This is a genomic window from Geomonas limicola, assembly GCF_014193675.1.
In the GTDB taxonomy this organism is placed as follows: Bacteria; Desulfobacterota; Desulfuromonadia; order Geobacterales; family Geobacteraceae; genus Geomonas; species Geomonas limicola.
The window spans coordinates 260,115-283,388 of the sequence record NZ_BLXZ01000005.1; the positions used below are offsets into that span (position 1 = coordinate 260,115).

At 63.3% G+C, this 23,274-nt stretch carries 18 protein-coding genes; 17 read left to right on the forward strand and 1 reads right to left on the reverse strand.

Features of this window, described 5'->3' with window-relative positions; all coding sequences use genetic code 11:
- The first annotated feature begins 283 nt into the window (after positions 1-283).
- The 10 genes from H7688_RS13850 (at position 284) to H7688_RS13895 (ending at position 11,089) form a co-directional block, all read left to right on the forward strand.
- Complete coding sequence (locus H7688_RS13850; protein WP_183361747.1) at positions 284-1,393, forward strand: SpoIID/LytB domain-containing protein; 1,110 nt, start codon at positions 284-286, stop codon at positions 1,391-1,393.
- A 2-nt stretch (positions 1,394-1,395) separates the two neighbouring features.
- Positions 1,396-2,421, forward strand: coding sequence for a tRNA preQ1(34) S-adenosylmethionine ribosyltransferase-isomerase QueA (queA, locus tag H7688_RS13855; RefSeq protein WP_183361748.1), 1,026 nt, complete (start codon positions 1,396-1,398; stop codon positions 2,419-2,421).
- Positions 2,422-2,612: 191 nt separating this feature from the next.
- Positions 2,613-3,749, forward strand: coding sequence for a tRNA guanosine(34) transglycosylase Tgt (gene tgt, locus H7688_RS13860; protein ID WP_183361749.1), 1,137 nt, complete (start codon positions 2,613-2,615; stop codon positions 3,747-3,749).
- Between the two features lie 124 nt (positions 3,750-3,873).
- A complete protein-coding gene (yajC, locus tag H7688_RS13865) occupies positions 3,874-4,194 on the forward strand; it encodes a preprotein translocase subunit YajC (RefSeq protein WP_183361750.1) in 321 nt (106 codons plus the stop codon).
- Positions 4,195-4,227: 33 nt separating this feature from the next.
- Positions 4,228-5,829, forward strand: coding sequence for a protein translocase subunit SecD (gene secD, locus H7688_RS13870; RefSeq protein ID WP_183361751.1), 1,602 nt, complete (start codon positions 4,228-4,230; stop codon positions 5,827-5,829).
- 15 nt (positions 5,830-5,844) lie between these two features.
- Positions 5,845-6,753, forward strand: coding sequence for a protein translocase subunit SecF (gene secF, locus H7688_RS13875; RefSeq protein WP_183361752.1), 909 nt, complete (start codon positions 5,845-5,847; stop codon positions 6,751-6,753).
- 13 nt (positions 6,754-6,766) lie between these two features.
- Positions 6,767-7,324: a tetratricopeptide repeat protein gene (locus tag H7688_RS13880; RefSeq protein ID WP_183361753.1), complete on the forward strand. Its 558-nt coding sequence runs from the start codon at positions 6,767-6,769 to the stop codon at positions 7,322-7,324.
- A gap of 200 nt (positions 7,325-7,524) precedes the next feature.
- A complete protein-coding gene (recJ, locus tag H7688_RS13885) occupies positions 7,525-9,234 on the forward strand; it encodes a single-stranded-DNA-specific exonuclease RecJ (protein ID WP_183361754.1) in 1,710 nt (569 codons plus the stop codon).
- A 4-nt stretch (positions 9,235-9,238) separates the two neighbouring features.
- Positions 9,239-10,138, forward strand: a complete 900-nt coding sequence (locus tag H7688_RS13890) for a cation diffusion facilitator family transporter (RefSeq protein ID WP_183361755.1) — start codon at positions 9,239-9,241, stop codon at positions 10,136-10,138.
- Positions 10,139-10,228: 90 nt separating this feature from the next.
- Complete coding sequence (locus H7688_RS13895) at positions 10,229-11,089, forward strand: cytochrome C (RefSeq protein ID WP_183361756.1); 861 nt, start codon at positions 10,229-10,231, stop codon at positions 11,087-11,089.
- A gap of 89 nt (positions 11,090-11,178) precedes the next feature.
- Here H7688_RS13895 and H7688_RS13900 read toward each other — a convergent pair whose 3' ends face one another.
- The gene (locus tag H7688_RS13900) at positions 11,179-12,648 is read right to left on the reverse strand and encodes a lipopolysaccharide biosynthesis protein (RefSeq protein ID WP_183361757.1); all 1,470 of its coding nucleotides are present in this window, start codon (positions 12,646-12,648) and stop codon (positions 11,179-11,181) included.
- 578 nt (positions 12,649-13,226) lie between these two features.
- Between H7688_RS13900 and H7688_RS13905 the strand changes: the two genes are divergently transcribed.
- The 7 genes from H7688_RS13905 (at position 13,227) to H7688_RS13935 (ending at position 23,045) form a co-directional block, all read left to right on the forward strand.
- The gene (locus H7688_RS13905) at positions 13,227-14,903 is read left to right on the forward strand and encodes a serine hydrolase domain-containing protein (protein WP_246329810.1); all 1,677 of its coding nucleotides are present in this window, start codon (positions 13,227-13,229) and stop codon (positions 14,901-14,903) included.
- Between the two features lie 210 nt (positions 14,904-15,113).
- A complete protein-coding gene (locus tag H7688_RS13910; protein ID WP_183361758.1) occupies positions 15,114-16,286 on the forward strand; it encodes an amylo-alpha-1,6-glucosidase in 1,173 nt (390 codons plus the stop codon).
- A gap of 122 nt (positions 16,287-16,408) precedes the next feature.
- Complete coding sequence (locus H7688_RS13915) at positions 16,409-16,972, forward strand: LemA family protein (protein WP_371873186.1); 564 nt, start codon at positions 16,409-16,411, stop codon at positions 16,970-16,972.
- 226 nt (positions 16,973-17,198) lie between these two features.
- On the forward strand, positions 17,199-18,080 hold the full coding sequence (locus H7688_RS13920; RefSeq protein ID WP_183361760.1) for a TPM domain-containing protein: 882 nt from the start codon (positions 17,199-17,201) through the stop codon (positions 18,078-18,080).
- Positions 18,081-18,088: 8 nt separating this feature from the next.
- Positions 18,089-18,724 carry a TPM domain-containing protein gene (locus H7688_RS13925; protein WP_183361761.1) on the forward strand — a complete coding sequence of 212 codons (636 nt, stop codon included), beginning with the start codon at positions 18,089-18,091 and terminating at the stop codon, positions 18,722-18,724.
- Positions 18,725-18,921: 197 nt separating this feature from the next.
- Positions 18,922-19,806, forward strand: a complete 885-nt coding sequence (locus H7688_RS13930; protein ID WP_183361762.1) for a response regulator — start codon at positions 18,922-18,924, stop codon at positions 19,804-19,806.
- 224 nt (positions 19,807-20,030) lie between these two features.
- Positions 20,031-23,045: a PAS domain-containing protein gene (locus tag H7688_RS13935; protein WP_246329811.1), complete on the forward strand. Its 3,015-nt coding sequence runs from the start codon at positions 20,031-20,033 to the stop codon at positions 23,043-23,045.
- Positions 23,046-23,274: the final 229 nt, after the last annotated feature.

Sequence of the window (23,274 nt, forward strand, 5' to 3'; positions counted from 1 at the left end):
CAATGGCGGAGCCTGGCGGGCGCTCGCTCCGCCATTTGACAGCAACCCAGAGAACGGTGGTGGCCGCCGTCACGCTGTGGCGTGGGTTTTATGCCGCAGCGGGCCCCGATTCGGGGGTGTGCGCAGTGGCAGTCGGCGATATTCTAATGAGAGCTGAAGCAATAGACTTGCCAATAATACACGGATTTGCGCGAAGTTAGAATGATAAAATTATTGACTTTGCACGGTGTTCCATGGTTTATAGTTGAGGCTTTAGGGAAGGGAACTGGTGCTCGCGGGATCGATGAACTGTTTCAGGTTGTTACTCATAGTGGTTATGTGTCTGGTCGCTGCGGTAAGTTCAGCGGCGCTGCGTCCTGAGACTATCAGGGTCGCCCTGGTTAAGGGCGCCGAGACCCTGCGCATCGACGGCACCGGGATCCTTTTGACCGACACCAAGGGGTATCCGCTCAGGCTCGAGATGCCCCTCGAAGTGAAGCGGGTCCGGGACGGCATCCTGGTCAACGGCAGGAGTCTTCCGGGGCTCATCGCCTCGGCGCCGGCGCGGGTCACCGTGAACGGCAAGGGGTACCGTGGCCTTCTCGAGGTGACCCCGGGCGAGCGCGGTCTTTTGGTGGTGAACGAACTCCCCCTGGAAGAGTACCTGGTGGGACTCATCAACTGCGAGATCTCTTCGGCATGGCCCATGGAGGCGATCAAGGCCCAGGCGGTGATCGCCCGCACCTATGCCGTGTACCAGAAACAGGCCCGCCGGGGCGCCCCGTACCAGCTCGAATCGACCGTGATGGACCAGGTCTACGAAGGGTGCGACCTCGAGGACAGCCGGGCGGCCCGCGGGGTCGCGGAAACCGCCGGTGAACTTTTGACCTACGACGGGAAGGTGATCCAGGCCTTCTACCACTCCAATTGCGCCGGCCACACCGAGTCCTCGGAGCGGGTCTGGGGTCTTTCGATCCCCTACCTGCGCGGCGTTCCCTGCCAATACTGCCAACAGGCCAACCCGGTGCGCTGGGAGCTCAACCTGACCCTGAAAAAGGTCGAGGGGGCTTTACGTGCGGCCGGTTTCCAGGTAGCCGGACTCAAGGAGCTGCGGGTCGGCAGCCGCAACGACAGCGGCCGGGTCCAGGACGTGGCGGTCTACGCGGCGCGGGGGCGCATCGCGGTACCGGGGGTAGCCTTCCGCAAGGCGCTTGGCTACGGCGCGGTGAAGAGCACCAATTTCGAGATCAGGAGCTTCGGTGACGACGTCGTGGTGAGCGGGGTAGGGAGCGGTCACGGAGTCGGCCTGTGTCAGTGGGGCGCCAAGCAGCGCGCCGGTGACGGCTTCAGCTATCGCGAGATCCTCTCCTACTACTACCCCGGCGTGACGCTCAGCAAAGGGGACGCTCGCTGACCATGCTGCTTTCCGATTTCGACTACGAACTTCCCCCCGAGCTCATCGCCCAGCATCCGGCGGAGCGCCGCGACGCCTCGCGGCTTTTGGCCCTGGACCGCGTGAGCGGCGCCCTGAGCGAGTTGGGGATCGCGGGCATTGCCTCCCTGATCCGCCCGGGGGACCTTTTGGTCGTCAACGATACCCGGGTCATCCCGGCCCGGCTCTTCGGTCGCAAGGAGACCGGAGGGGCCGTGGAGATCTTCCTGGTGCGCCGGGTGCCGGGGGACGGGGAAACCTGGAGCTGCCTGGTGAAGGCCTCCAAGAGCCCCGGCGCCGGCTGCCGGATCCTGATGGAGGAGGGGGTGCTGGCGACCGTCCTGGAGCGTGGCGACGGCGAATGGCGGGTCCAGTTCACCGGCCACCAGGACTTCTGGGGCTGGCTCGACCAGGTGGGGCGCCTGCCGCTCCCCCCCTACATCAAGCGCGAACCGCAGGGCGAGGACCGCGAGCGATACCAGACGGTGTTCGCCCGGGAGAAAGGTGCCGTGGCGGCCCCTACCGCTGGGCTGCACTTCACCCCCGGGCTTCTTGAGGAGATCCGTGCCGCCGGGGCCGGGATCGAGTCGCTCACCCTGCACGTGGGGCTTGGAACCTTCATGCCGGTCCGGGTCGAGGACCTCTCGCAGCACACCATGCACCGCGAGTGGTACCGTATCCCGGAACAGACCGCCGAGGCGATCCGGCGCACCCGGGAGCAGGGGGGGCGGGTCATCGCCCTGGGGACCACCGCTTTGAGGGCCCTGGAGCATGCCGCGGCCTCGGGAGAGCTTGCGGCGGGGGAGCGCGAGGCGGATATCTTTATCCTCCCCGGTTACCGTTTCCGGGTGGTCGATGCACTGATAACGAATTTTCATCTCCCCAAATCGACCCTGTTTATGTTAGTGTGCGCCTTTGCCGGCAAGGAACGGATGCTCGAAGCCTACCGCGAGGCGGTTCAGCGCCGCTTCCGGTTCTTCAGCTACGGCGACGCCATGTTCATCGGCTGACAAGAAGGTAGCTTAACGGCCGATGGAGCCGGAGTCCTGAAACGACAGGTGAGGGCACGGCGCGGCCTGGCGCGAATCAATTATGTCTACAGCATTGACACTGTGTGAGCCGCCCGTTATATAGTGCGGCCCTGTGCCGCCAGAAACGGCAGCTCGGTGTTACCAACAACTACGCAGCACGGGAAGTGTGTTTGGCAGCTCTCACGTTCGAACTTATCGCGAAAGATCCGGGATCCCAAGCCCGGTTAGGTTCTCTGACAACCACGCACGGCAAGATCGAGACCCCGATCTTCATGCCGGTCGGCACCCAGGCGACGGTGAAGGCGATGACCCCGGAGGAACTGGTCGAGGTAGGCTCCCAGATCATCCTGGCGAACACCTACCACCTCTACCTGCGCCCGGGGCATGACCTGGTGGCACGTCTTGGAGGGCTGCACCGCTTCATGCACTGGGACCGGCCCATCCTCACCGACTCGGGCGGGTTTCAGGTCTTCTCCCTGGGGGAGTTGCGCAAGATAAGCGAAGAGGGGGTGCAGTTCCGCTCCCACATCGACGGCTCCAAGCACTTCATCTCCCCCGAGGTCTCGGTGGCCATCCAGGAGGCGCTCGGCTCGGACATCGCCATGTGCTTCGACGAGTGCCCGCCGTACCCCGCCGAGTACGACTACGTGAAGAAGTCGCTCGAGCTCACCACTCGGTGGGCCAGGCGCTGCAAGGAGGCGCACCGCCGCCCGGACCAGGCGCTCTTCGGCATCGTGCAGGGGGGGATGCATCCCGAACTCCGGCGCGAGAGTGCCCGGCAGATCATCGACATCGGCTTCGACGGCTACGCGCTCGGTGGGCTCTCCGTGGGCGAGGAACGCGAGATCATGTACGACATGATGCAGGCCTGCTCCGACATCCTCCCCGAGAGCAGCCCGCGTTACATCATGGGGATCGGGGCCCCCGAGGATCTCATCGAAGGGATAAACGCCGGCTTCGACATGTTCGACTGCGTGATGCCGACCCGGAACGCCCGTAACGGCGCGCTCTTCACCTCGACCGGCAGGATCAACATCAAGTCCGCGATCTTCGCCGAGGACGAGGGGCCGATCGACCCGGCCTGCGACTGCTACGTCTGCCGCAACTACTCGCGGGCGTACCTGCGGCACCTGTACCGCAGCCAGGAGATCCTGGCATCCCGGCTGAACACCTGGCACAACCTGCACTTTTACCTGAACCTGATGGGTGAGGTGCGGCGGGCCATCGCCGAGGGGCGCTTCGCCCAGTTCCGCAAGGAGTTCTACGCCCGGCGGGCGATGGCGGAGCCGGTATTCTCAAAGGGGTAGGGACGGGGTAGGGCGGACGTCTTTGCCCGCGACAGCACCTGAAAACGCAAACCGGCAGCTGCAAGCCGGATCGCGATAGAGCTTTACATGCAATATCAGGGAAACCACAACAGGAGGTAACACCATGTTCAGTTTGGCGTTTGCAGAAGGGGCCCCCGCAGCCGGTGCTGCCGGCGGTGGCATGATGGCCCAGTTCCAGGGGATGATCCCCCTCATCTTGATGTTCGCCATCTTTTACTTCCTGCTCATCCGCCCCCAGCAGAAAAAGGCGAAGGAGCACCGCGCCCTGCTCGAGGCCCTCAAGAAGGGGGACCAGGTCGTGACCGCCGGCGGCATGCACGGCAAGATCACCTCCATTGACGACCAGTCGGTGACCCTGGAGATCGCACCTGGTGTCAACGTCAAGTACAACAAGGGGTTCATCGCCTCGGTAAAGCAGGACTAGTTTCGATTTTTTATCCCTGAAAAGGAGCTTCTTATGAGCAAGGGTTATACCTGGCGCATCACACTGATTATACTGTTCATTGTCGCCTCGGCGGTCTACCTGACGCCGACGCTGGTTTCGTCGCTCCCCTCCTGGTGGGGCGGTGTGCTTCCCAAGGACAAGATCCACCTGGGTCTCGACCTTCAGGGGGGTACTCATCTGGTGATGGAGGTAGAGACCCAGAAGGCCGTGGAAGGTTCGCTGGACCTGATCGCCACCGATCTTGAGGACTCGCTTACCCAGAAGAACCTGCGCTTCAAGAAGATCGGCAAGCTGGGTGGCGACAAGGTGCAGCTCACCCTGTACGATCGCTCCTCGGCCGACGAGGTGGTCAAGCTGGTCAAGAAGAAGTACCCGGACCTCGAGACCCTCCCGCTGTTCGACGAGGGTGGCTTCGTGAACCTGCAGCTGAGGGTCAACGAGAAAGAGGCCCAGGTGCGTAAGGACCGCGCCGTCGCCCAGGCCCTGGAGACCATCCGCAACAGGATCGACCAGTTCGGCGTCTCCGAGCCGATCATCGCCCGCGAGGGGATCAACCACATCGTGGTGCAGCTCCCCGGCATCAAGGATCCCAAGCGCGCCATCGAGTTGATCGGCAAGACCGCCCGACTCGAGTTCAAGCTGGTGGACGAGAACGTGAACGCCGCCACCGCGAGCGCCGGCAACATCCCCGAGGACGACGAGCTGCTCTTCGAGAAGCGCACCGACCCGCAGACCGGCGCCGTCTCCGAGACCCCGATCGTCACCAAGAAGAAGGCGATGATCACCGGCGATCTTTTGACCGACGCCCAGGTGCGCATCGACTCCCAGTACAACCAGCCCTACGTCGCCATCGAGTTCAACTCGACCGGCGCCCGTCTCTTCGACCAGGTGACCGCCGCCAACGTCGGCAAGCGCTTCGCCATCGTCCTGGACAGCAACGTCTACTCCGCCCCGGTGATCCGGGAGAGGATCTCGGGCGGTTCGGCCCAGATCTCCGGTTCCTTCACCGAGAAGGAGTCCTCTGACCTCGCCATCGTACTGCGTGCCGGATCGCTGCCGGCTCCGGTCAAGATCCTGCAGAACGTCACCGTCGGTCCTTCCCTGGGTGCCGATTCCATCAAGAAGGGTCTCGTGGCCGGTCTCATCGGCGTGGTGCTGGTCGTCATCTTCATGGCGATCTACTACAAGCTCTCCGGCATGGTGGCGAACCTCGGCATGGTGCTGAACATCGTCTACCTGATGGGTGCCCTGGCTGCCCTCGGCGCAACCCTTACCCTCCCCGGCATCGCCGCTATCGTCCTCCTGGTCGGTATGTCCGTCGACTCCAACGTGCTCATCTTCGAGAGGATCCGCGAGGAGCTGAGACTCGGCAAGACACCGCACGCCGCACTGGACGCCGGCTACGACAAGGCGTTTTTGACCATCATGGACTCGCACGTGACGGCGCTCATCACCGCGGCCGTGCTGTTCCAGTTCGGCACCGGTCCGGTCAAGGGCTTCGCCGTCTCCTTGAGCCTTGGTATCATCATCAACCTGTTCACGTCGCTGTTGGCTACGAGGGTGCTCTTCGATGCCTTCCTTGATCGCGTCCACGTGAAGAGACTCAGCATTTAAGGGAGGGGGGAGACAATGGAACTTCTGGGAAAAACCAACATAGATTTCATCGGGATGAGGAAGCTCTCGTTCATCATCTCCGGCATCATAGCCATCATCGGGATCATCGGCATCGTCCAGATCAGCCGCGGCGCCGCCAACCTGGGAATCGACTTCTCCGGCGGTACCTCGATGCAGCTCAAGTTCAACCAGCCAGTCACCACCCAGGCGGCGCGCGACGCGCTGGCCCGCGAGGGGATCAAGGAAGTCGACCTGCAGGAGATCAAGGACGGCAACAAGCTGTTGATCAAGATGCGCAAAAGCTCCACCGGCTCCGAGAAGGTCGCCGACCACGTCCAGGAGGCCCTGAAGAAAGAGTTCGCCTCCAACCCCTTCGTGGTGGAAAGCTCCACCGAGATCGGTCCCTCCATCGGTGAAAAGCTGAAGAGCGATACCCTGATGGCGGTTGCCCTCTCGCTCCTGGGGATCGTGCTCTACATCGCCTGGCGCTTCGACTTCAAGTTCGGCGTGGGGGCGGTGCTCGCCACCCTGCACGACGTGCTGGCGATCATCGCGGTCTTCTACGTGATGCACAAGGAGGTGAACCTCTTGCTGGTCACCGCCGTGCTCACCATTGCCGGTTACTCGCTCACCGATACCGTCGTCGTCTTCGACCGTATCAGGGAGAACCTGCACAAGAGCCTGAAGGATCCGGTCATCCCGATCTTCAACCGTTCCATCAACGAGGTGCTTTCGCGTACCATCGTGACCTCGCTCACCACCTTCCTCGCCTCCTGCTCGCTGTACGCCTTCGGCGGCGAGGTGATCCACGATTTCGCCTTCGCCCTCGTGGTCGGCGTGGTGGTCGGTACCTACTCCTCGATCTTCGTCGCGAGCCCCATCGTGGCTCTCTGGGAAAAAATTCCTGCTGAAGTAAAGGCATAAAGGAGGCTTCAATTTGAGCAAGGAGAATGTCCTCACCGTAGTGGTTGCACTGATCGTGGGTCTGCTGGGCGGATACCTGATCTTCAATATCGCCGGCAACAAAGAACTGCCCGCCAACGTCGCCGTACCGCAGGGTGCCGGTACCCCGACCGACTACCAGCGGCGCATCGCGGAGGCCGAGAAGATCGTGGCCCGCGATCCCAAGAACGCCCAGGTCTGGACCCAGCTCGGTAACGACTACTTCGATACCGACCAGGCCCAGAAGGCGATCAACGCCTACACCAAGGTGATCGAGCTCGAGCCGCGCAACGTGAACGTGCTTACCGACCAGGGGATCATGTACCGCAAGGTCGGCTGGTACGACAAGGCGATCGCCAACTTCGAGAAGGCCCAGCAGATCGATCCCAAGCACCTGCAGAGCCTCTACAACCTGGGGGTCGTTTACTTCCAGGATCTGAAACAGCTGGATAAGGCGCGGGAGATCTGGACCAAGTATCTCCAGTTCGATTCCACCAGCCCGACCGCACAGCAGATCAAGTCGGACCTCGCCTCCATGCCCAAGGGGAAATAGCTGCGAGGCAGCAAGCCGTCAGGGATACACGCAGTGACCTGGAGAACCCGCTTTGGCGGGTTCTCTTTTTTTGTGGCGCAAGCGGGCGGTGCGGAAACCACTTTTCCCTTAGGAACTTGGGCCCGAGGTGGTATTATTTGCTCCGGGCCCGGCCGTTAGGGGCCTCGTTGCCTTACTTTCCAAATGATGTCGAGGGCTTGATGCAACCTGTCACCGAACGCACCTGGCGCGAGCGCCGCGCGGAACCTACTGCCCTTCAGGCGCTCTGCCAGGCGGGCATCGCGCCCCTTACCGCCCGGCTCATCGCGAACCGCGGCCTGGACGACCCCGCTGCCGCCCACAACTACCTGAACCCCACCCTTGCCAGCCTGCACGACCCGCTGCTGCTAAGCGGCATTCCGGAAAGCGTCGAGCGGCTCTTTCTTGCCCTTACGCGCGGCGAGCGGGTCTGCGTGCACGGCGACTACGACGTGGACGGCGTCACCTCGACGGCGCTCCTCATCTCCTTTTTCCGGGCCATCGGTCTCGACTGCTGCCACTATATCCCGAAGCGGCTCACCGAAGGGTACGGGCTCTCCGAGCAGGGGGTCCAGGCCGCCCTGGAGCGCGGTGCGGCGGTCCTCATCACCGTCGACTGCGGCATCACCGCCGTGGCCGAGGCGCGCCTTTGCCGGGAGCTGGGGCTCGACCTCATCGTCACCGACCACCACTCGCCCCCCGAGGAACTCCCCGACGCCTGCGCCATCATAAACCCGCTCTTGCCCGGCTGCCGCTACCCCTTCAAGTCGCTCGCCGGGGTCGGCGTGGCCTTCCACCTGCTGATCGCCCTCAGGTCCCGGCTGCGCGCCGAGGGGCGCCTCCCCACCCCCGAGCCCGACTTGCGCGACTACCTCGACCTGGTGGCCCTCGGCACCATCGCCGACGTGGTCCCCCTCCTGGGGGTGAACCGGGTCCTGGCAAGCTATGGCCTGAAGCAGCTCAGCTCCTCGAAACGTCCCGGCATCGACGCGCTGAAGGATGTTGCCGGGGTGACCGGCGAGGTCGGCTGCGGTGCGGTCGGCTTCCGGCTGGCTCCGCGCATCAACGCGGCGGGCCGGCTGGAAGATGCCGCGCTCGGGCTCGAACTGCTGCTTACCTCCGACCCCGACCGGGCCCGCCAGATCGCCCGCGAGCTCGACGACGCCAATGCGGAGCGCCAGGCACTGGAGCGGGCGACGCTTGAGGAAGCCCGCGCCATGCTGGAAGAGGGGGCCTGCCGGGGGCGCAAAAGTATCGTCCTCGGGTCGCAGCTCTGGCACCCCGGGGTGATCGGGATCGTCGCCTCGCGCATCGTCGAGCTCTTCCACCGCCCGGTCATCCTGTTCGCCTTCGAGGACGGCAACGGGCGCGGCTCGGGGCGCAGCATCTCGAAGTTCCACCTGCTCGACGCCATCAAGGGCTGTGCCGATCATCTCGTGCGTTTTGGCGGCCACAGTCACGCCGCCGGGCTCTCCATCCTCGAGGAAGAGCTGGAGCGCTTCGCCCTCAAGTTCGACGAGGCGGCCTCGAGCGTACTCGACGCGGATGCCCTGACCCCCTCTCTCGCCTACGATGCGGAGCTCCGTGCCGCCGATGTCAGCGAGGCGCTGGTCGAGGAGGTGGACCGGATGAAGCCCTTCGGCATGGGAAACCCGGAGCCGCTCTTCCTGCTCAAGGGGGCCACGGTCACCTCGAGCCGGGTGCTCAAGGGGGGACACCTGAAGCTCCAGATCAGCCTGGGCGGACGGAGCTTCGACGCCATCGGCTTCGGCCTTGCCGAAAAAGAGGTCGCCGGGGGACGGGTGGATCTCTTGTGCACGCCGGGGATCAACGTGTGGAACGGGAAGAGCTCGCTGCAGCTCACGATCAAGGACCTGCGCCTGGAGGGATAAATTCGTGCAGAGAGGGGAGCGTTTCAATAGGGCGGACCGGGTCATCAAGATCGGCTTCTGGATCAACGCCTGGCTCATGGTGTTAAAGCTTGCCGCGGGCCACTTCGGGAATTCCGAGGCGGTCTTCGCCGACGGGGTGGAGAGCGCCTGCGACTTCGTCGGGATCCTGCTCACCCTGATCGCCCTCAAGATGGGGCGCAAACCGTTCGACGCCGATCACCCCTACGGGCACGGCAAGGTGGAGAGCCTCGCGGCGGTATTCGTCGCGGTCATCATCTGCGCTACCGGCCTCTGGATTCTCTACGGAGCGGCCGACACCATCCTGCACGCCGAGTACCAGCCCCCCCGGTTCATGGCGGTCCTCGCCGCCGCCCTGACCATCGTGATCAAGGAGGGGCTCTACCGCTACTCCATACGGGTCGGGGGTGCCCTGGGGAGTCCCGCGCTGCTCGCCATCGCCAAGGACCACCGCAAGGACGCCCTCACCTCCATCGCCACCCTGGTGGGGGTTGGGTGCGCCTTCTTCGGCATCGGGATCATGGACCCCATCGCCGCCGGGCTCACCTCGTTCTTCATCCTCCACATCGGTTTCCAGGGCTTCAAGATTTCGGCGCACGAACTGATGGACGGCCAACCTGCGACCGAAGAGGTGGCCGAGATCGCCGCACTCGCCGCGGCGACCGAGGGGGTGGACCGGGTGCACGAGATCAGGGCGCGGCGTTCCGGACAGTTCCTCATCGTCGATCTGAAGCTCGACATGGATCCCGAGATGACCGTGAGGCGTTCCCACGACATCGCCACCCGCGTCAAAGAGCGCATCTTCGAGCGCTTCCTGAACGTGGGGGACGTGATGATCCACATCAATCCCTCCGACGAACCACACGAAGACCTGAATCGTCTCTAAGTTTACACATCTCTCTTGACAGAAGCTTGGGTTAGGTAGTATTAAGGTCGATCGAGTTGCAATGAATTCTGTCATTAACCTGGAGGAGAGATGAAGAAGAAAGAGTGTCTCGCGCTGGGGCGTCTGTCCCTGTTAGTGGTGGCCCTGATGCTGGTTGCTGCCACGTCCTTTGCGGCCAAGGTTGCCACGGTCGATATCCCGGTGAATACCGAGATGTACGCGACGGCTCCGGCTCCGCTCACCGCTGCGCAGTGCGCCCAGTGCCACAATGCCCAGTTCGGAAACCTGAAGGAGAAGGGGGGCAAGCACCGTTTCGCCTGCCAGGACTGCCACAAGGCATTCCACGCCTACAACCCGAAGAAGGGGAACTACGACGAGCTGATGCCCAAGTGCGCCTCCTGCCACACGGACATCCACGGCCCGGCCAACAAGGACTGCTCCTCCTGCCACACCAACCCGCACACCCCGCGCGTCGTGGTGACCACCCCGCGCCTGACCAACTCCTGCGCCACCTGCCATGCGGCTCAGAAGGACGAGCTCGTCAAGTTCCCGAGCAAGCACGGCACCTTCTCCTGCGACAAGTGCCACCACACCAAGCACGGCTACAAGCCGTCCTGCGCCGAGTGCCACAAGCCGCACTACCAGGGCCAGGAGTACTCCACCTGCTTGAAGTGCCACCCGGTGCACCGCCCGAAACAGGTCACCTACCAGAGCAACGAGCCGGCAGCGACCTGCGGTTCCTGCCACACCCAGATCTTCAACAAGTGGAAAGCGACGCCGAGCCGCCACGCCAAGGTGAACTGCGCTACCTGCCACAAGGACAAGCACGGCTACATCCCGCAGTGCACCGAGTGCCACAAGGCTCCGCATCCGAAGAACATCCTGGATCGCTTCCCGAAATGCCTCACCTGCCACCTCGACGTGCATGACCTCCCTGCGATGAAGAAGTAGGGGCGGCTTGAGGTAGTGACCTCGCCGTAACAACGAGAAGGGCGGCCCATAACGGGGCCGCCCTTTTTTTGTATCGGGGAGCCGGGGGCTCAGGTAGGTTGGCTGAGCTTTTTTCGTTCCACCAGGTATTCCCGCACCACCTGGAGGATCTCCCAGCGGGTAACCAGCCCGAGCGTCACCAGGTAGATGACCACCGCGAGCAGCGCCTTCCCCGCCAAAAGGGGGATGGTGGAAGCGTAGCTGCCCGAGAAGGCGAGGAACAGGAGGAACACCGGTACTGCGGCCACGAAGGAGGGTTTTACCGCACTCCAGAGTTCGGCCGGGCCGATCTTCAGGTTGAGCTTCAGGAACCGGTAGAAGGTGAGGTACTGGGAGAGGTAGGCAACCGTAACCGACCAGGCGACCCCCTCGATGCCGAAATACTTGAGCGCAGGATAGATGGTGATCAAGCCGACCAGGCAGGCTATCAGGTTCGCCTTGAAGAGGACCCGGGTCGCCCCCAGCGCGACCATAACCTGCCCCACCGGTTCCAAAAGCCCGCGGATGATGCCGTAGGCGCAGATGATCCTCAGCGCGGCCAGGGCGGGGAGCCATTTCCCGCTGCCGTGACCGAGCACGAGGACCAGGAACTCCCGGGAGACCACGAAGAGCACGCAGTTGGCGAGTACGATGGCGTGACCCGAGTACTCGACCGTCTTCAGGTAGGAGCTTTTCAGCTCCGCCAGGTCGCTCTGCAGCTTCGACATGAGCGGGAAGGTCACCCTGAGGACGATGGAATACATGATGAGACAGATCATGGATCCCCAGGTGAAGGCAATGGTGAAGTAGCCGAGCTCGGCGGCACCCTTGACCGAGCCGATGATGAAGTTGGCCAGGTTGGCAATGAGGAAGGCGAAGAGCCCGGTGAGGAAAAGGTAGCCCCCGAAGTTCACCAACTCCTTCGCGACGACCAGGTTCATCCGGAAGGTGATCCGTACCGGCCTCATCAGACTCTGCACCAACGCCCCCAAAAAGCTCGAGGCCAGGTAGGCCACGATGATGCTCCAGTAGCCGAAACCAAGCAGCGCCATGGTGATGGCGACCGCAGAGTTGACGAAGTTGACGCCGGTTTCGGCCAGCGAGATCCTCTTGAAGTCCATGTCCCGGCTCAAGAGGGCGTTGGGGAGGAAGTAGATGTTGTTGAACAAAAAGGAGAGGGCGAGCATCTGGACGGCACGGGAGGCGTTGCCGTTGGGCATCAGGTATTCGACGACCCCCGAGGCAAAGATGGTGACCAGGGCGATCGCGCTGCCGATCACGAACTTGAGGGTGAAGGCGGTATCGATGATCTCGTCGTCGAGCCGGTTGCGCTGGATGATGGCGCTGCCGATGCCGATGTCAGCGAACTTCTCCATGAAGGCCACAAACATGAACGCGAAGCTGGCGATCCCGTAATCGTGCGCGACCAGGCACCTGCCCAGGACCACGCTGGATGCTGCGGAGAAGAGGTAGGTGATCAGCTTTGCCGCGGTGGCGTACCCGATCCCCTTGACGGCGAGATGTTTGTCGGTTGTTTTCACGTCTGTTTCCGTTGGCGGCACCGTGCGGTCCGCAAGATGGTTACCATGGCCGGGTAGGGCGGGAGCGCTTCGTTGGCCCCGGTTAAGGGTATATTAAAACATGCTAACGTCAACGGGGTGGCTCACCTTGCGGGGGCACCGGCTGCCGGGTTGCCTCCTCACGGTTTTTTCCCGGCGGGGAGGGCGGGGCCCAGCCTGCGGAGTTTCGGCGGCGGGCGCGCAATTGCGCGCTTCTCCCGCACCTACCGGGTACTTCATTAGTTTTCTTCGCTTGCACTTTTAAGGGAAGTTCCGTTACACTACGAGGCGTTTGGCAGATCGGCTGTCCGTCGACTGCTTCACGACAGGTCAACCCGCCCACTTACTGACTACGCCACTTCGCCGTTATTGGTGATGCTGGTCACAGAAACTTCTTCACTTTTCCGGTATGGTGCCGATACTTACCCCAGTGTCACGTTACTGGCCGTACCGTTAGCTGCAACTCTTTTCGCTGCTTCCATCCCTCGTTCGAGGGTTCCGACCACTGTTTGTTCTCCGAATCTCATAGGTACTTCGTGCGCCTTACTTCAATTACTCTCGTGTTGTGCCAGTTGCTGGTCGGCTCCTATTGCTTTGCCTCGGGCTCTGCAACGGACACGGCACAGGTGGCCACCCTGGATCGTACGGTGCCGGCTCATTCCTTGAGCCACGGGCGGACCGAATCCGGCAGCGCCGTCATCATCGATCACACCGACGAGGCCGTCTCGGTCACCATCGACGGCAGCAGGGTGCCAACCCTGGCGGACGCCGAAGCCGAGGGCAATGCCACCGGCGGCGCCTCCGACGTCCTGTATTTCGACAACTCCAGCCTTCCCGGTGCTGGCAAGAGTGGCGACGCCCCTGCCGCCGGAAGCCTCCCTTTCAGCATCGAGCGGCTCCTGGAACGCGCCATCGCCTATCGCCTCATCGACGGCGGCGTTGCCCTGGTCGGCAACCGCAGCGGCGTCCTCTCCAGCGTGGCACGCGGCCGGATCTCCGGCGCCTCCGGAGCCCCTGCCATCGACGACCGTACCATCTTCGACCTGGCCTCGCTCACCAAGGTGATCGCCACCGCTCCGGCCGTGATGAAACTGTTGGATCAGGGAAAAATCGCACTTGCCGATCCCATCTCGCGCTGGTTCCCCGAGTTCGCCAACCCAGGGCACGAGGAGCTCACCGTGCTGAGCCTGCTCACCCACACCTCCGGTCTCGACGACGTGGGGGTGAGCCCGGACCAGCCGATGGAGAGCGCCGTCCACAAGGCGGCGGCCCAGAAGTTGCGCGCCCGCCCCAACAGCCGGTTCCACTACGCCGACATCAACTTCATCCTGTTGGGCGAACTGGTACACCGGGTCTCCGGCGAGCCGCTCAACCAGTTCTGCCAGGAGCAGATCTACGGCCCGCTCAACGCAACCAACACCATGTTCCTCCCCCCGAAGACCCTCGCGGCCAGCATCGCGCCGACCTGGGGCGGGGGAGTCGGTAACGTGCAGGATCCCAATGCACGCCGGCTGGGCGGAGTCGCCGGCCATGCGGGGCTCTTCAGCACCGCCCTGGACCTGTCCAGATTCGCCCGGATGATGCTTAATGGCGGCATGCTGGACGAGCGCCGCATCCTCTCCGAGCAGGTAGTGACCCAGATGACCTCGCCGTACCTCGCCAACAACGGTGCGGTCCTGCGCGGGCTGGGCTGGGACATCAGCTCGCCGTACTCCGCACCGCGCGGCAGCCTCTTTTCCGCGGGCTCCTTCGGTCACACCGGCTACAGCGGCTCCTCGATCTGGATCGATCCCAAGCAGGACCTCTTCGTGATCCTCCTGACCAACCGGATCGATTACCACAACACCCATGCCTTCAACCAGTTGCGCCGCGACGTCTCCACGATGGCTGCCGCCACCTATCGGGCCGGCGGGGGGGGCGCGCTCCAGCTGGCCAGCCTGAGCACCGACGTGCTGCACGAGGTGACCCGCGCCATGCAGTCGACGCCGCGCCTGGTGAAGACGGCCTCCTGGTCCGGCCGGGGCGGCAAACACCTGGCACGCGGCAAGCGCGCCTGCAAGAGTGACCGGATCCTGGCCCGCAGCGGCCGGCGCGGCGTGCGCAGTGCCGCCGTGAGCCGTGCCTCCCGCACCGCCAAGACCGCCGCCGCTCGTACCGCCAGGACGGCCTCCTCCCGCACCGCCACCGGAAAGTCGGCGAACGCCGCCAAGAAAAAGAAGGGCGGCCGTCGCGCCTGAAAACTCAGTTCTCGTTGTAATACAATGCCATCCAAGGCAGGTGCTCTTTGCAGCAGCTGCCTTTTCTTTTTGCGGCGAGGGAATCCTGGCTCAACGCGTATCGATTCCCGTGTCGGCAGGATCTGCGGCCCTGCGCTCGCCGAGCTTCCCCCTCTGTGATAGAGTGTCCCGTTGTGGATGAGCATGGCGAGGCCAAGAGTGGGTGGGGCTATGAGCAGCGAGGTGCTGGAAGAGTGTTACCGCAGGTCGCTGAGGGTGCTGCGCGACAACGCAACGCCCCAGGGGGTGCTCGCCTCTGCGCCCAACCCCAAGGCTGCCGGGCGCGCCTATACCAGCATCTTCGGTCGGGATGCCTCGATCTGTGCGCTCGGGATGGCCGCCTCGGGCGAGCCGGACCTGATCGAGTGCGCGCGGGAAGGGCTTTTGACACTGGCCCGGCACCAGGCCGACAACGGCCAGATCCCCAAGTTCGTGAAGCCGGATCTCGACGAGGCGGATTTCTGGTACACCGGCTGTATCGACGCGACGCTCTGGTGGCTCATCGCACTGCACGTTGTGGAGCGCATGTACCCGAGTCGGCTCGGCCCCGAACTCACCCCCAAGGCCGTCAAGGCGCTGGACTGGCTCAGGTGCCAGGAACACCAGCGCTGGTATCTTTTGCAGCAAAACGAGGCGAGCGACTGGGCCGACATCATGCCCCGCTCGGGTTTCGTACTCTACACCAAGGTCCTCTGGTACTGGGTCAAAAGGCTCTACGACCTCCCTGCCAGGCAGCAGACCCGCGACTACCTGAACCTCCTCTTTCTCCCCTTCGGCAACGCCGTCCCCGAGCAGCGCCGGGTCCGGCTGCTCATGCACTACATCCGCAAGCGCTGCAAACCGACCCCGTTCTACCTGAGCTTCGTGAACTTCTCCAGCTGGGGCGAGGAACTCGACGTCTTTGGCAATGTGCTTGCCCACCTGGTGCGGGTGAGCGAGCCGTCCGAGGCGGGGAGGTCGGTCAATGCGCTGCTGGCGCTCAAGGTCAACGAGCCGCATCCGCTCAGGGTGGTAGGCTTCCCCATCGAGCCGAGCCACCCGTTGTGGCGTCTCTACATGCAGCGGCACCGGCAAAACCTCCCCTGGCAGTACCACAACGGCGGCATCTGGCCCTTCGTGGGCGGTTTCTGGGTCATGCTGCTCGGGCGCCTGGGGCGCGAGAAGCTTGCCTGGCTGGAACTGGAGCGTTTGGCCGAGGTGAATCGCCTCAACGACTGGGAGTTCAACGAGTGGCTGCAGGGACAGACGGGAACGCCCCAGGGGATGGTGCGTCAGTCCTGGAACGCCGCACTTTTTCTCCTGGCCTACCGGTCACTGGCTGATCGTTCCAACTATTTCTTCTGAAGTTTGACGATTTGTAGGACTAAGGGGATGACATTGGGCGTTAGCATGATTATCATTAGCTCAGTCGTGAACTATCAGGAGGGAAACCGATGATCAATCTGACCAGAAAAGTTGCAGGACTTATGCTCGGAATATTCCTGGCGGTCGGCATTTCCGGCTGCGGATACAACACCATGCAGGCCAAGGAAGAAGCGGTGTTGGCTTCGTGGGGGGATGTCGAGGCTGCCTACCAGCGCCGTGCCGATCTGATTCCCAACCTCGTCGAGGTGGTGAAGGGGTATGCCAAGCACGAGCAGGAGACGCTGACCGCGGTGACCGAGGCCCGTGCCAAGGTCGGCTCCGTCCAGGCCGGCAAGGACGCCATCAACAGCCCGCAGGCCTTGCAGCAGTTCCAGCAGGCCCAGTCCCAACTATCCGGGGCGCTCTCCCGGCTCATGGTCGTCGTGGAACGCTATCCGGACCTGAAGGCCAACCAGAACTTCATGGATCTGCAAAACCAGCTGGAGGGGACCGAGAACCGGATCAACGTGGCGCGGGTGCGTTACAACCAGGCGGTCCAGGACTTCAACGTGAGCATCCGGACCTTCCCGAACTCGCTCACCAACTCACTGCTCTTGCACCTGTCGCGCAAAGAGCCGTTCAAGGCGGAAGAGGGTGCCAAGCAGGCGCCGAAGGTGAAGTTCTAAACCAACAGAAACAATCTGGCACGCGGATGACGCGGAAACCAAGGCAAATAAACCGGGTACGGCACAAAGCCTCGGTTAATACACAACCCGGATTTTTTGCTTGGGTTTCCGGCCTTTTCAGCGTGCCGCCTCTAAGCTTTTAGACCCGGATGACGCGGAAATCACGGTAAAAAGCCGGATGCAACCTGCCAACTTACCACGTAGAACGGCCGTTAAAGGATCCGTCATGAGGAAGTTTCTGCTCCTCCCCATAGTCCTGCTGCTCCTGGTGCTGCCGGTTCAGGCGGCGCAGGTGCCGCAGCTGCGCGCCCACGTGAACGACTACGCGCAACTGCTGTCGCCCCAGGCCACCACCCAACTGGAACAGGAACTCAGCGCCTTCGAGTCCTCCGATTCCACCCAGATCGTGGTGCTCACCATTCCCTCGCTACAAGGGGAGAACCTGGAGGAGTACTCCATCAAGGTAGTGGAACAGTGGCAGATCGGTCAGAAGGGGAAGGATAACGGTGCCCTGCTGTTGGTAGCGGCCCAGGAACGCAAGGTACGCATCGAAGTGGGGCGGGGACTGGAGGGGAAACTCACCGACCTCGTCTCGGGACGCATCGTGCGCAACGAGATCTCCCCCGCCTTCAAACGGGGCGACTTCGACGGGGGTACGCTGGCCGGCGTGCATGCCATCATGGCCACCGTGCGCGGCGAGTACCAGGCCGAGCAGCCCCGCGATCTGCGCCACGGCAAGCGTGGGGCGAACCCCATCTTCACCCTGCTCGTGTTCGTCCTGGTCGCCAGCGTCTTCCTGGGCGGGATCTCGCGGCTACTCGGCGGGCTCGCCGGGGCCATCGGGCTCCCCATGGCCGCCTTGCTCTCCTTTGCGGGATTGCCCCTCCTGGCCCTGGCCGGCCTGGCAGCCCTCGGCTTCTTTGCCGGGCTCTTCCTCTCCTTCCTCTTCGGTACCGGTGGCAGGGGCGGTTTCGGCGGCCCCTTCTTCGGCGGCTTCGGCGGTGGCGGGTTCGGGGGCGGTTTCGGTGGCGGTTTCGGTGGCGGCGGCGGAGGGTTCTCCGGCGGGGGCGGCAGCTTCGGGGGCGGCGGCGCCTCCGGCGACTGGTAGGAGGCGCCATGGCAGCGGCACAGACTCCCTTTTTCAGCGACGAGGAAATGAAGCGGATCGAGCAGGCGGTGGCACGTGCCGAGTCGCACTCCTCCGGCGAGATCGCCACCATGGTGGTGCAGGAAAGCGACCGCTACCGCGAGGCGGAGTTCTTGGGGGCGCTGCTGCTCTCCGGTTTTGTCGCCATCGCCATCAGCGTCTGGACGCACCACGTCACCATCTGGACCTACATCCCGGTGGTCTGTCTGCTGTTCTTCCCCATGCTGGGGGTGTTCCGCCTGGCGCCACGGCTGAAGCTCTCCTTTGTGGGAGGTCGCCGGCAGCAAGAGGCGGTGCGCGAGCGGGCTCTGCGGGCCTTCTACGAGCACGGACTCTACCGGACCCGCGAGGAGACCGGCATCCTCATCTTCATCTCCCTTCTGGAACACAAGGTCTGGATACTCGGTGACCGCGGCATCGACCGCAAGATTCCCCCCGGTTCCTGGCAAAGCCTTGCCGACCAACTGGCGAGCGGCATCCGGGACGGGCGCGCTGCGGAAAGCCTCTGCACCGTGGTGACCGCTTGCGGAGAGCAGCTTGCTCAGCACTTCCCGCGCCGGTCCGATGACCGGAACGAACTCCCCGATGCCCCGATCACCTCGTGATACCCGAAATGAATCGTGTTTCCTGACATCCTGCGTCTGTCTTACCTGTGATCAGCAATTTGCTTGACTTGCGTCGCGATCCCTCTCATTATAAAAAATCGCCGCGTCAGGAATTTGTCGGTTCATTATTTTCGTTTTCTGCCGATGCGTCTGGTAGCCGGCGCAGTGAGGCGGCCGGGTTGCAGCAGGAGAGAGGCATGAGCGCCGAAATTACCACCATTTCCGTAGCGAACCAGGGGCAACCGCGCAAACCGCTGGGACAGATCTTCGTGGAGCGCGGCCTGCTCACCGAGGTTTCGGTGCAGCGCCTGATCGCACACGCCCGGCAGAAGAGCATCCGCCTGGGCGAACTCCTCGAGGTTATCGGGTTGATCACCCCCGACGAACTGGCCGAGGCGCTCGCCACCCAGTACCGCTGCCGCAAGATCGCCGACTTCGCCAAGTTCTCCTATCCCGCCAACCTGCTGCGTCTCATCTCCCTGGAAATCGCCGTCAAGAACACCATCTTCCCGCTCAAGATGGATGGCGACCGGCTGGCTGTTGCGGTAGCCGATCCGACCATCGACGGGGCCCTGCAGGAAATCGCCGCCCAGAACAACCTGAAGATCATCCTCTACGTTGCGACCCGCTCGGAGATCAACCGGGCCATCGCCCGTCACTACCTGGGGCAGGTGATGGGTGAGCCGAACCTGAAAACCATCCTGCTGGTGGAGGACGATCTCCTGGTACGCGAGATGGTGGCCAAGACTCTGTCCCGCAAGGGGTACACGGTGGAGACCGCCGTCGACGGCATGGATGCCTTCAGCAAAATCTTCACCTTGAAACCGAAGCTGGTCATCACCGACAAGGTCATGCCCAAGTTGGGCGGGTACGAGTTCCTGTTCGCCATCCGCAATATCCCCGAATTCCGCTTCATGCCGGTCATCCTGATGACTGCAGCTGCCACTCCGGATGAAGAGAAGGAGGCCCTGGAGAAGGGGTTCTTCGACTTCGTCCTGAAGCCGGTGAAAGAGATCGGTCTCCTGACCCGCGTGCAGCGCGCCTTCCAAAGCAGCGAAAGCCTCTACGGCAAGATAGCTTAGGCCCCGTTCGGCCTGCCACCCCTCAGGTGTTCGGCCAGGGTGCCGATGCCTGTTCCGGTAATCGCTGGCGGCGCCCGATCGCTTGGGTGCCCACCATTCCTTACGATGATTCTGGCCGCGCCGATGAGGAGCCCGGAACTCTTTTCGCGCGGCAATACTGCCTGTGATCCACCCCGCTGAGGCCTTTTAACGAGGACCCGCACCACGCGATGATGCCGGATATATTGGACAAGAGAAGCACCAAAAGATTTCGGTACCGCCTGGTTGCGCTGGTACTGCTCGTCGACCTGTGCGTGGTCGCCCTGGCCGCCTTTTCGCTGCAGCAAAGTCGGGCCCAGTACTGCGAGCGTGTCGCGGTGCAGACCCAGAACCTCTCCCTGGCCCTGGAATCGAGCCTCGCGCGTCTCATCGACCAGGCCGATCTCGCCGTGCTCTCCGTCATCGACGAGATCTACCGGCAGCGCGCCCAGGGTGGGCTGGACGCCGCCAGCCTGAACGCCTTCATGGTGCGTCAAAAGGGGCGCCTTGCCGAGATGGGGAGCATGCGGGCGGCCGATGCCCGCGGGGTCGTGCACTACGGGACCGAGGACGCCGCCCCCGATGTCAGCCTCGCGGACCGCGACTACTTCAAGCAGCTGCGTGACAACCCCAAACTGGGTCTGGTTATCTCCAAGCCGGTGGTAGGCCGCTTCACCGGCAGGTGGGCGCTCATCCTGGCCCGGCGCATCTCCGCCCCCGATGGCTCCTTTGCCGGCATCGTCTGTGGCACGCTCCCCCTCGAAGAAATCCTGAAGATCTTCTCCAGCATGCAGATAGGTATCGGTGGCGGCATCAGCCTGCGTGACGCCGACATGGGGACCATCGTGCGCCACCCCTGGTCGGGCGATTTCGGCAGCATCGTCGGCAAACGGGTGATGTCTCCGGAGCTGAACCGGCTGGTCAGCGCGGGCCAGGCCTCCGGGACCTTCTACACCCCAACCGGTTGGGACAACGTCGCCAAGATGGTGACCTTTCACAAGGTCGCCCAGCATCCCCTCTATATCATCGTCGGCTTGGCCGCCAGAGACTTCCTGGCGCAGTGGTGGCGCGATGTTTTCAAGCTCTCCGTGCTGGTCCTGCTTTTTCTCGCGGCGAGTGTCCTGGTCTCGCGGCTGGTTTACCAGCGCTGGGTGCGGGACCGCGAGGCCGAAGCGGCGCTCTTGCAATCGAAGCAGGAACTCGAACACCGCGTGGTGCAACGCACGGCGGAGCTGTACCAGGCGAACCAGCAGCTTACCGACGAGTTGCGCGAACGCGAACTGGCCGAACAGCGGTTACGGGAAGGACGCAACATGCTGGCGCAGGTGATCGATACCATCCCCCAGTCGGTGTTCTGGAAGGATCGCCACAGCGTCTACCTGGGGTGCAACGCGCGGTTTGCCGAGTTGGCCGGACTGGCCAATCCGGAGGCGGTGCTGGGCAAAACCGACTTCGACCTCGCCTGGAGCGAGACCGAGTCTGAGGGGTATCGTGCGGCGGACCGGGAGGTCATGGAAACAAGCCGCCCCCGGTACCACCATGTCGAAAGGATGTCCCAACCCGGCCGTGGCGTGCACTGGATGGATACGACCAAGGTTCCCCTGTGCGACGAGCGCGGCGCCGTTTACGGGGTGCTCGGCGTCACCGAGGATATCACCGCCCGGCGCGCTGCGGAGGATGCCCGCAACCAGGCGCTCGCCTTCTCCGAGTCCCTCCTGAAGGCATCGCCTGCCGCCATCTTGGTCTACGATGGGGAAAGCGGCCGCTGTGTCATGGCGAACCAGGCGGCGGCAACCCTGATCGGCGGCAGTATCGACGAACTCTGCCGGCAGAGTTTCCGCCAGCTCTCCTCCTGGCAGGCGGTCGGCCTCGACCGGGTGGCCGAATCCGTCCTGGAGCACGGCCCGACCCAACACCTCGAGGCCACCATCCGCTCCTCGTTCAACAAGCGGGTCCTTATGGACTGCTTCCTGTCCCGCTGCGATGTCGCCGGAAAACCCCACCTGATGTTCGTCGGGATCGATATCTCCGAAAAGAAACGGCTGGAGCAGGAGAACAAGGTGATCGAGGCCCAGATGCTCCACGTCCAGAAGCTGGAGAGCCTGGGTGTCCTGGCCGGCGGCATCGCCCACGACTTCAACAACATCCTCATGGTGGTGCTGGGCAATGCCGACCTGGCCCAGATGCGCATCCCCGCCGAGTCACCGGCCCGGGAGAACCTGCGCCAGATCGAGGTGGCTGCCGGACGCGCCGCCGAGCTGGCCAAGCAGATGCTCGCCTACTCGGGAAAAGGGCGCTTCGTGATCGAGCGGCTCGAGGTGAACTCCGTCGTCGAGGAGATGGCCCACATGCTCGAGGTCTCCATCTCCAAGAAGGTCGTGTTGCGCTACCAGTTCGCCGAGCGGCTCCCCGCCGTCAACGGCGACGCCACGCAGTTGCGCCAGGTGATCCTGAACCTGGTCCTGAACGCCTCCGAAGCCATCGGAGAGGACCGCGGTCTTATCGTCGTGGCAACGGGGCTCAAGCAGTGCGACCGCGCCTATCTCGGCGACTCCTGTGTCGATGACCAGCTCCCGGAAGGAGCCTACGTGAGCATCGACGTCTCGGACAGCGGGTGCGGCATCAGGCCCGAGATCGTCTCCAAGATCTTCGACCCCTTTTTCACCACCAAGTTCACCGGCCGCGGCCTCGGCATGGCTGCCGTTCTCGGTATCGTGCGCGGGCACCACGGTGCGATCAAGCTGCGCAGCGTGCCGGGAAGCGGGACCACCTTCACCGTGCTCCTCCCGGTTGCACAAGGTGCGGAAGCGGAGCGTCCTGCCGTAACCATGGCACCGGCCACGCTCTGGCAGGGGAGGGGGACGGTACTGTTGGTGGACGACGAGGAGACCATTCGCAAGCTCGGGCGGGAGATGCTCATGGCGCTCGGCTTCCAGGTGCTGACGGCGTGTGACGGGCAGGAAGCGCTGCGGGTCTATGCAGAAAACCGGGAAACCATCGTCTGCGTGTTGCTGGACCTTACCATGCCGACCCTGGACGGCGAGCAGACCTTCCAGGAGCTCAGGCGCATAGATCCCGGGGTACGGGTGGTGATCTCCAGCGGATATCACGAGCAGGAGGTCGCCCAGAAGTTCCAGGGTCAGGGGTTGGCCGGTGTGATCCAGAAGCCGTACAAGGTAACTGAGATGAGCCGCAAGCTGAGCGAGGTGCTGGCGGGCTAGGGGAAGCCTGTGTGACGGTTCAGGGAGGCCGGGGGCACTTTCCCGGACGCGTCTATGGCATCGAGGGATGGTGGGGCGAGTAAGGATTCGCCGTACCGGAAAATCCAGGCAACACAGGTGGCGTCACGTCCTCCCCTTTGCGAAGGGGAGACAGAGGGGATTTGACCCAGGTAGCTTCCAACTCCACATTGCCATGTGCTAAATCCCCTCGTTCCCTCCTTCGCTCGGA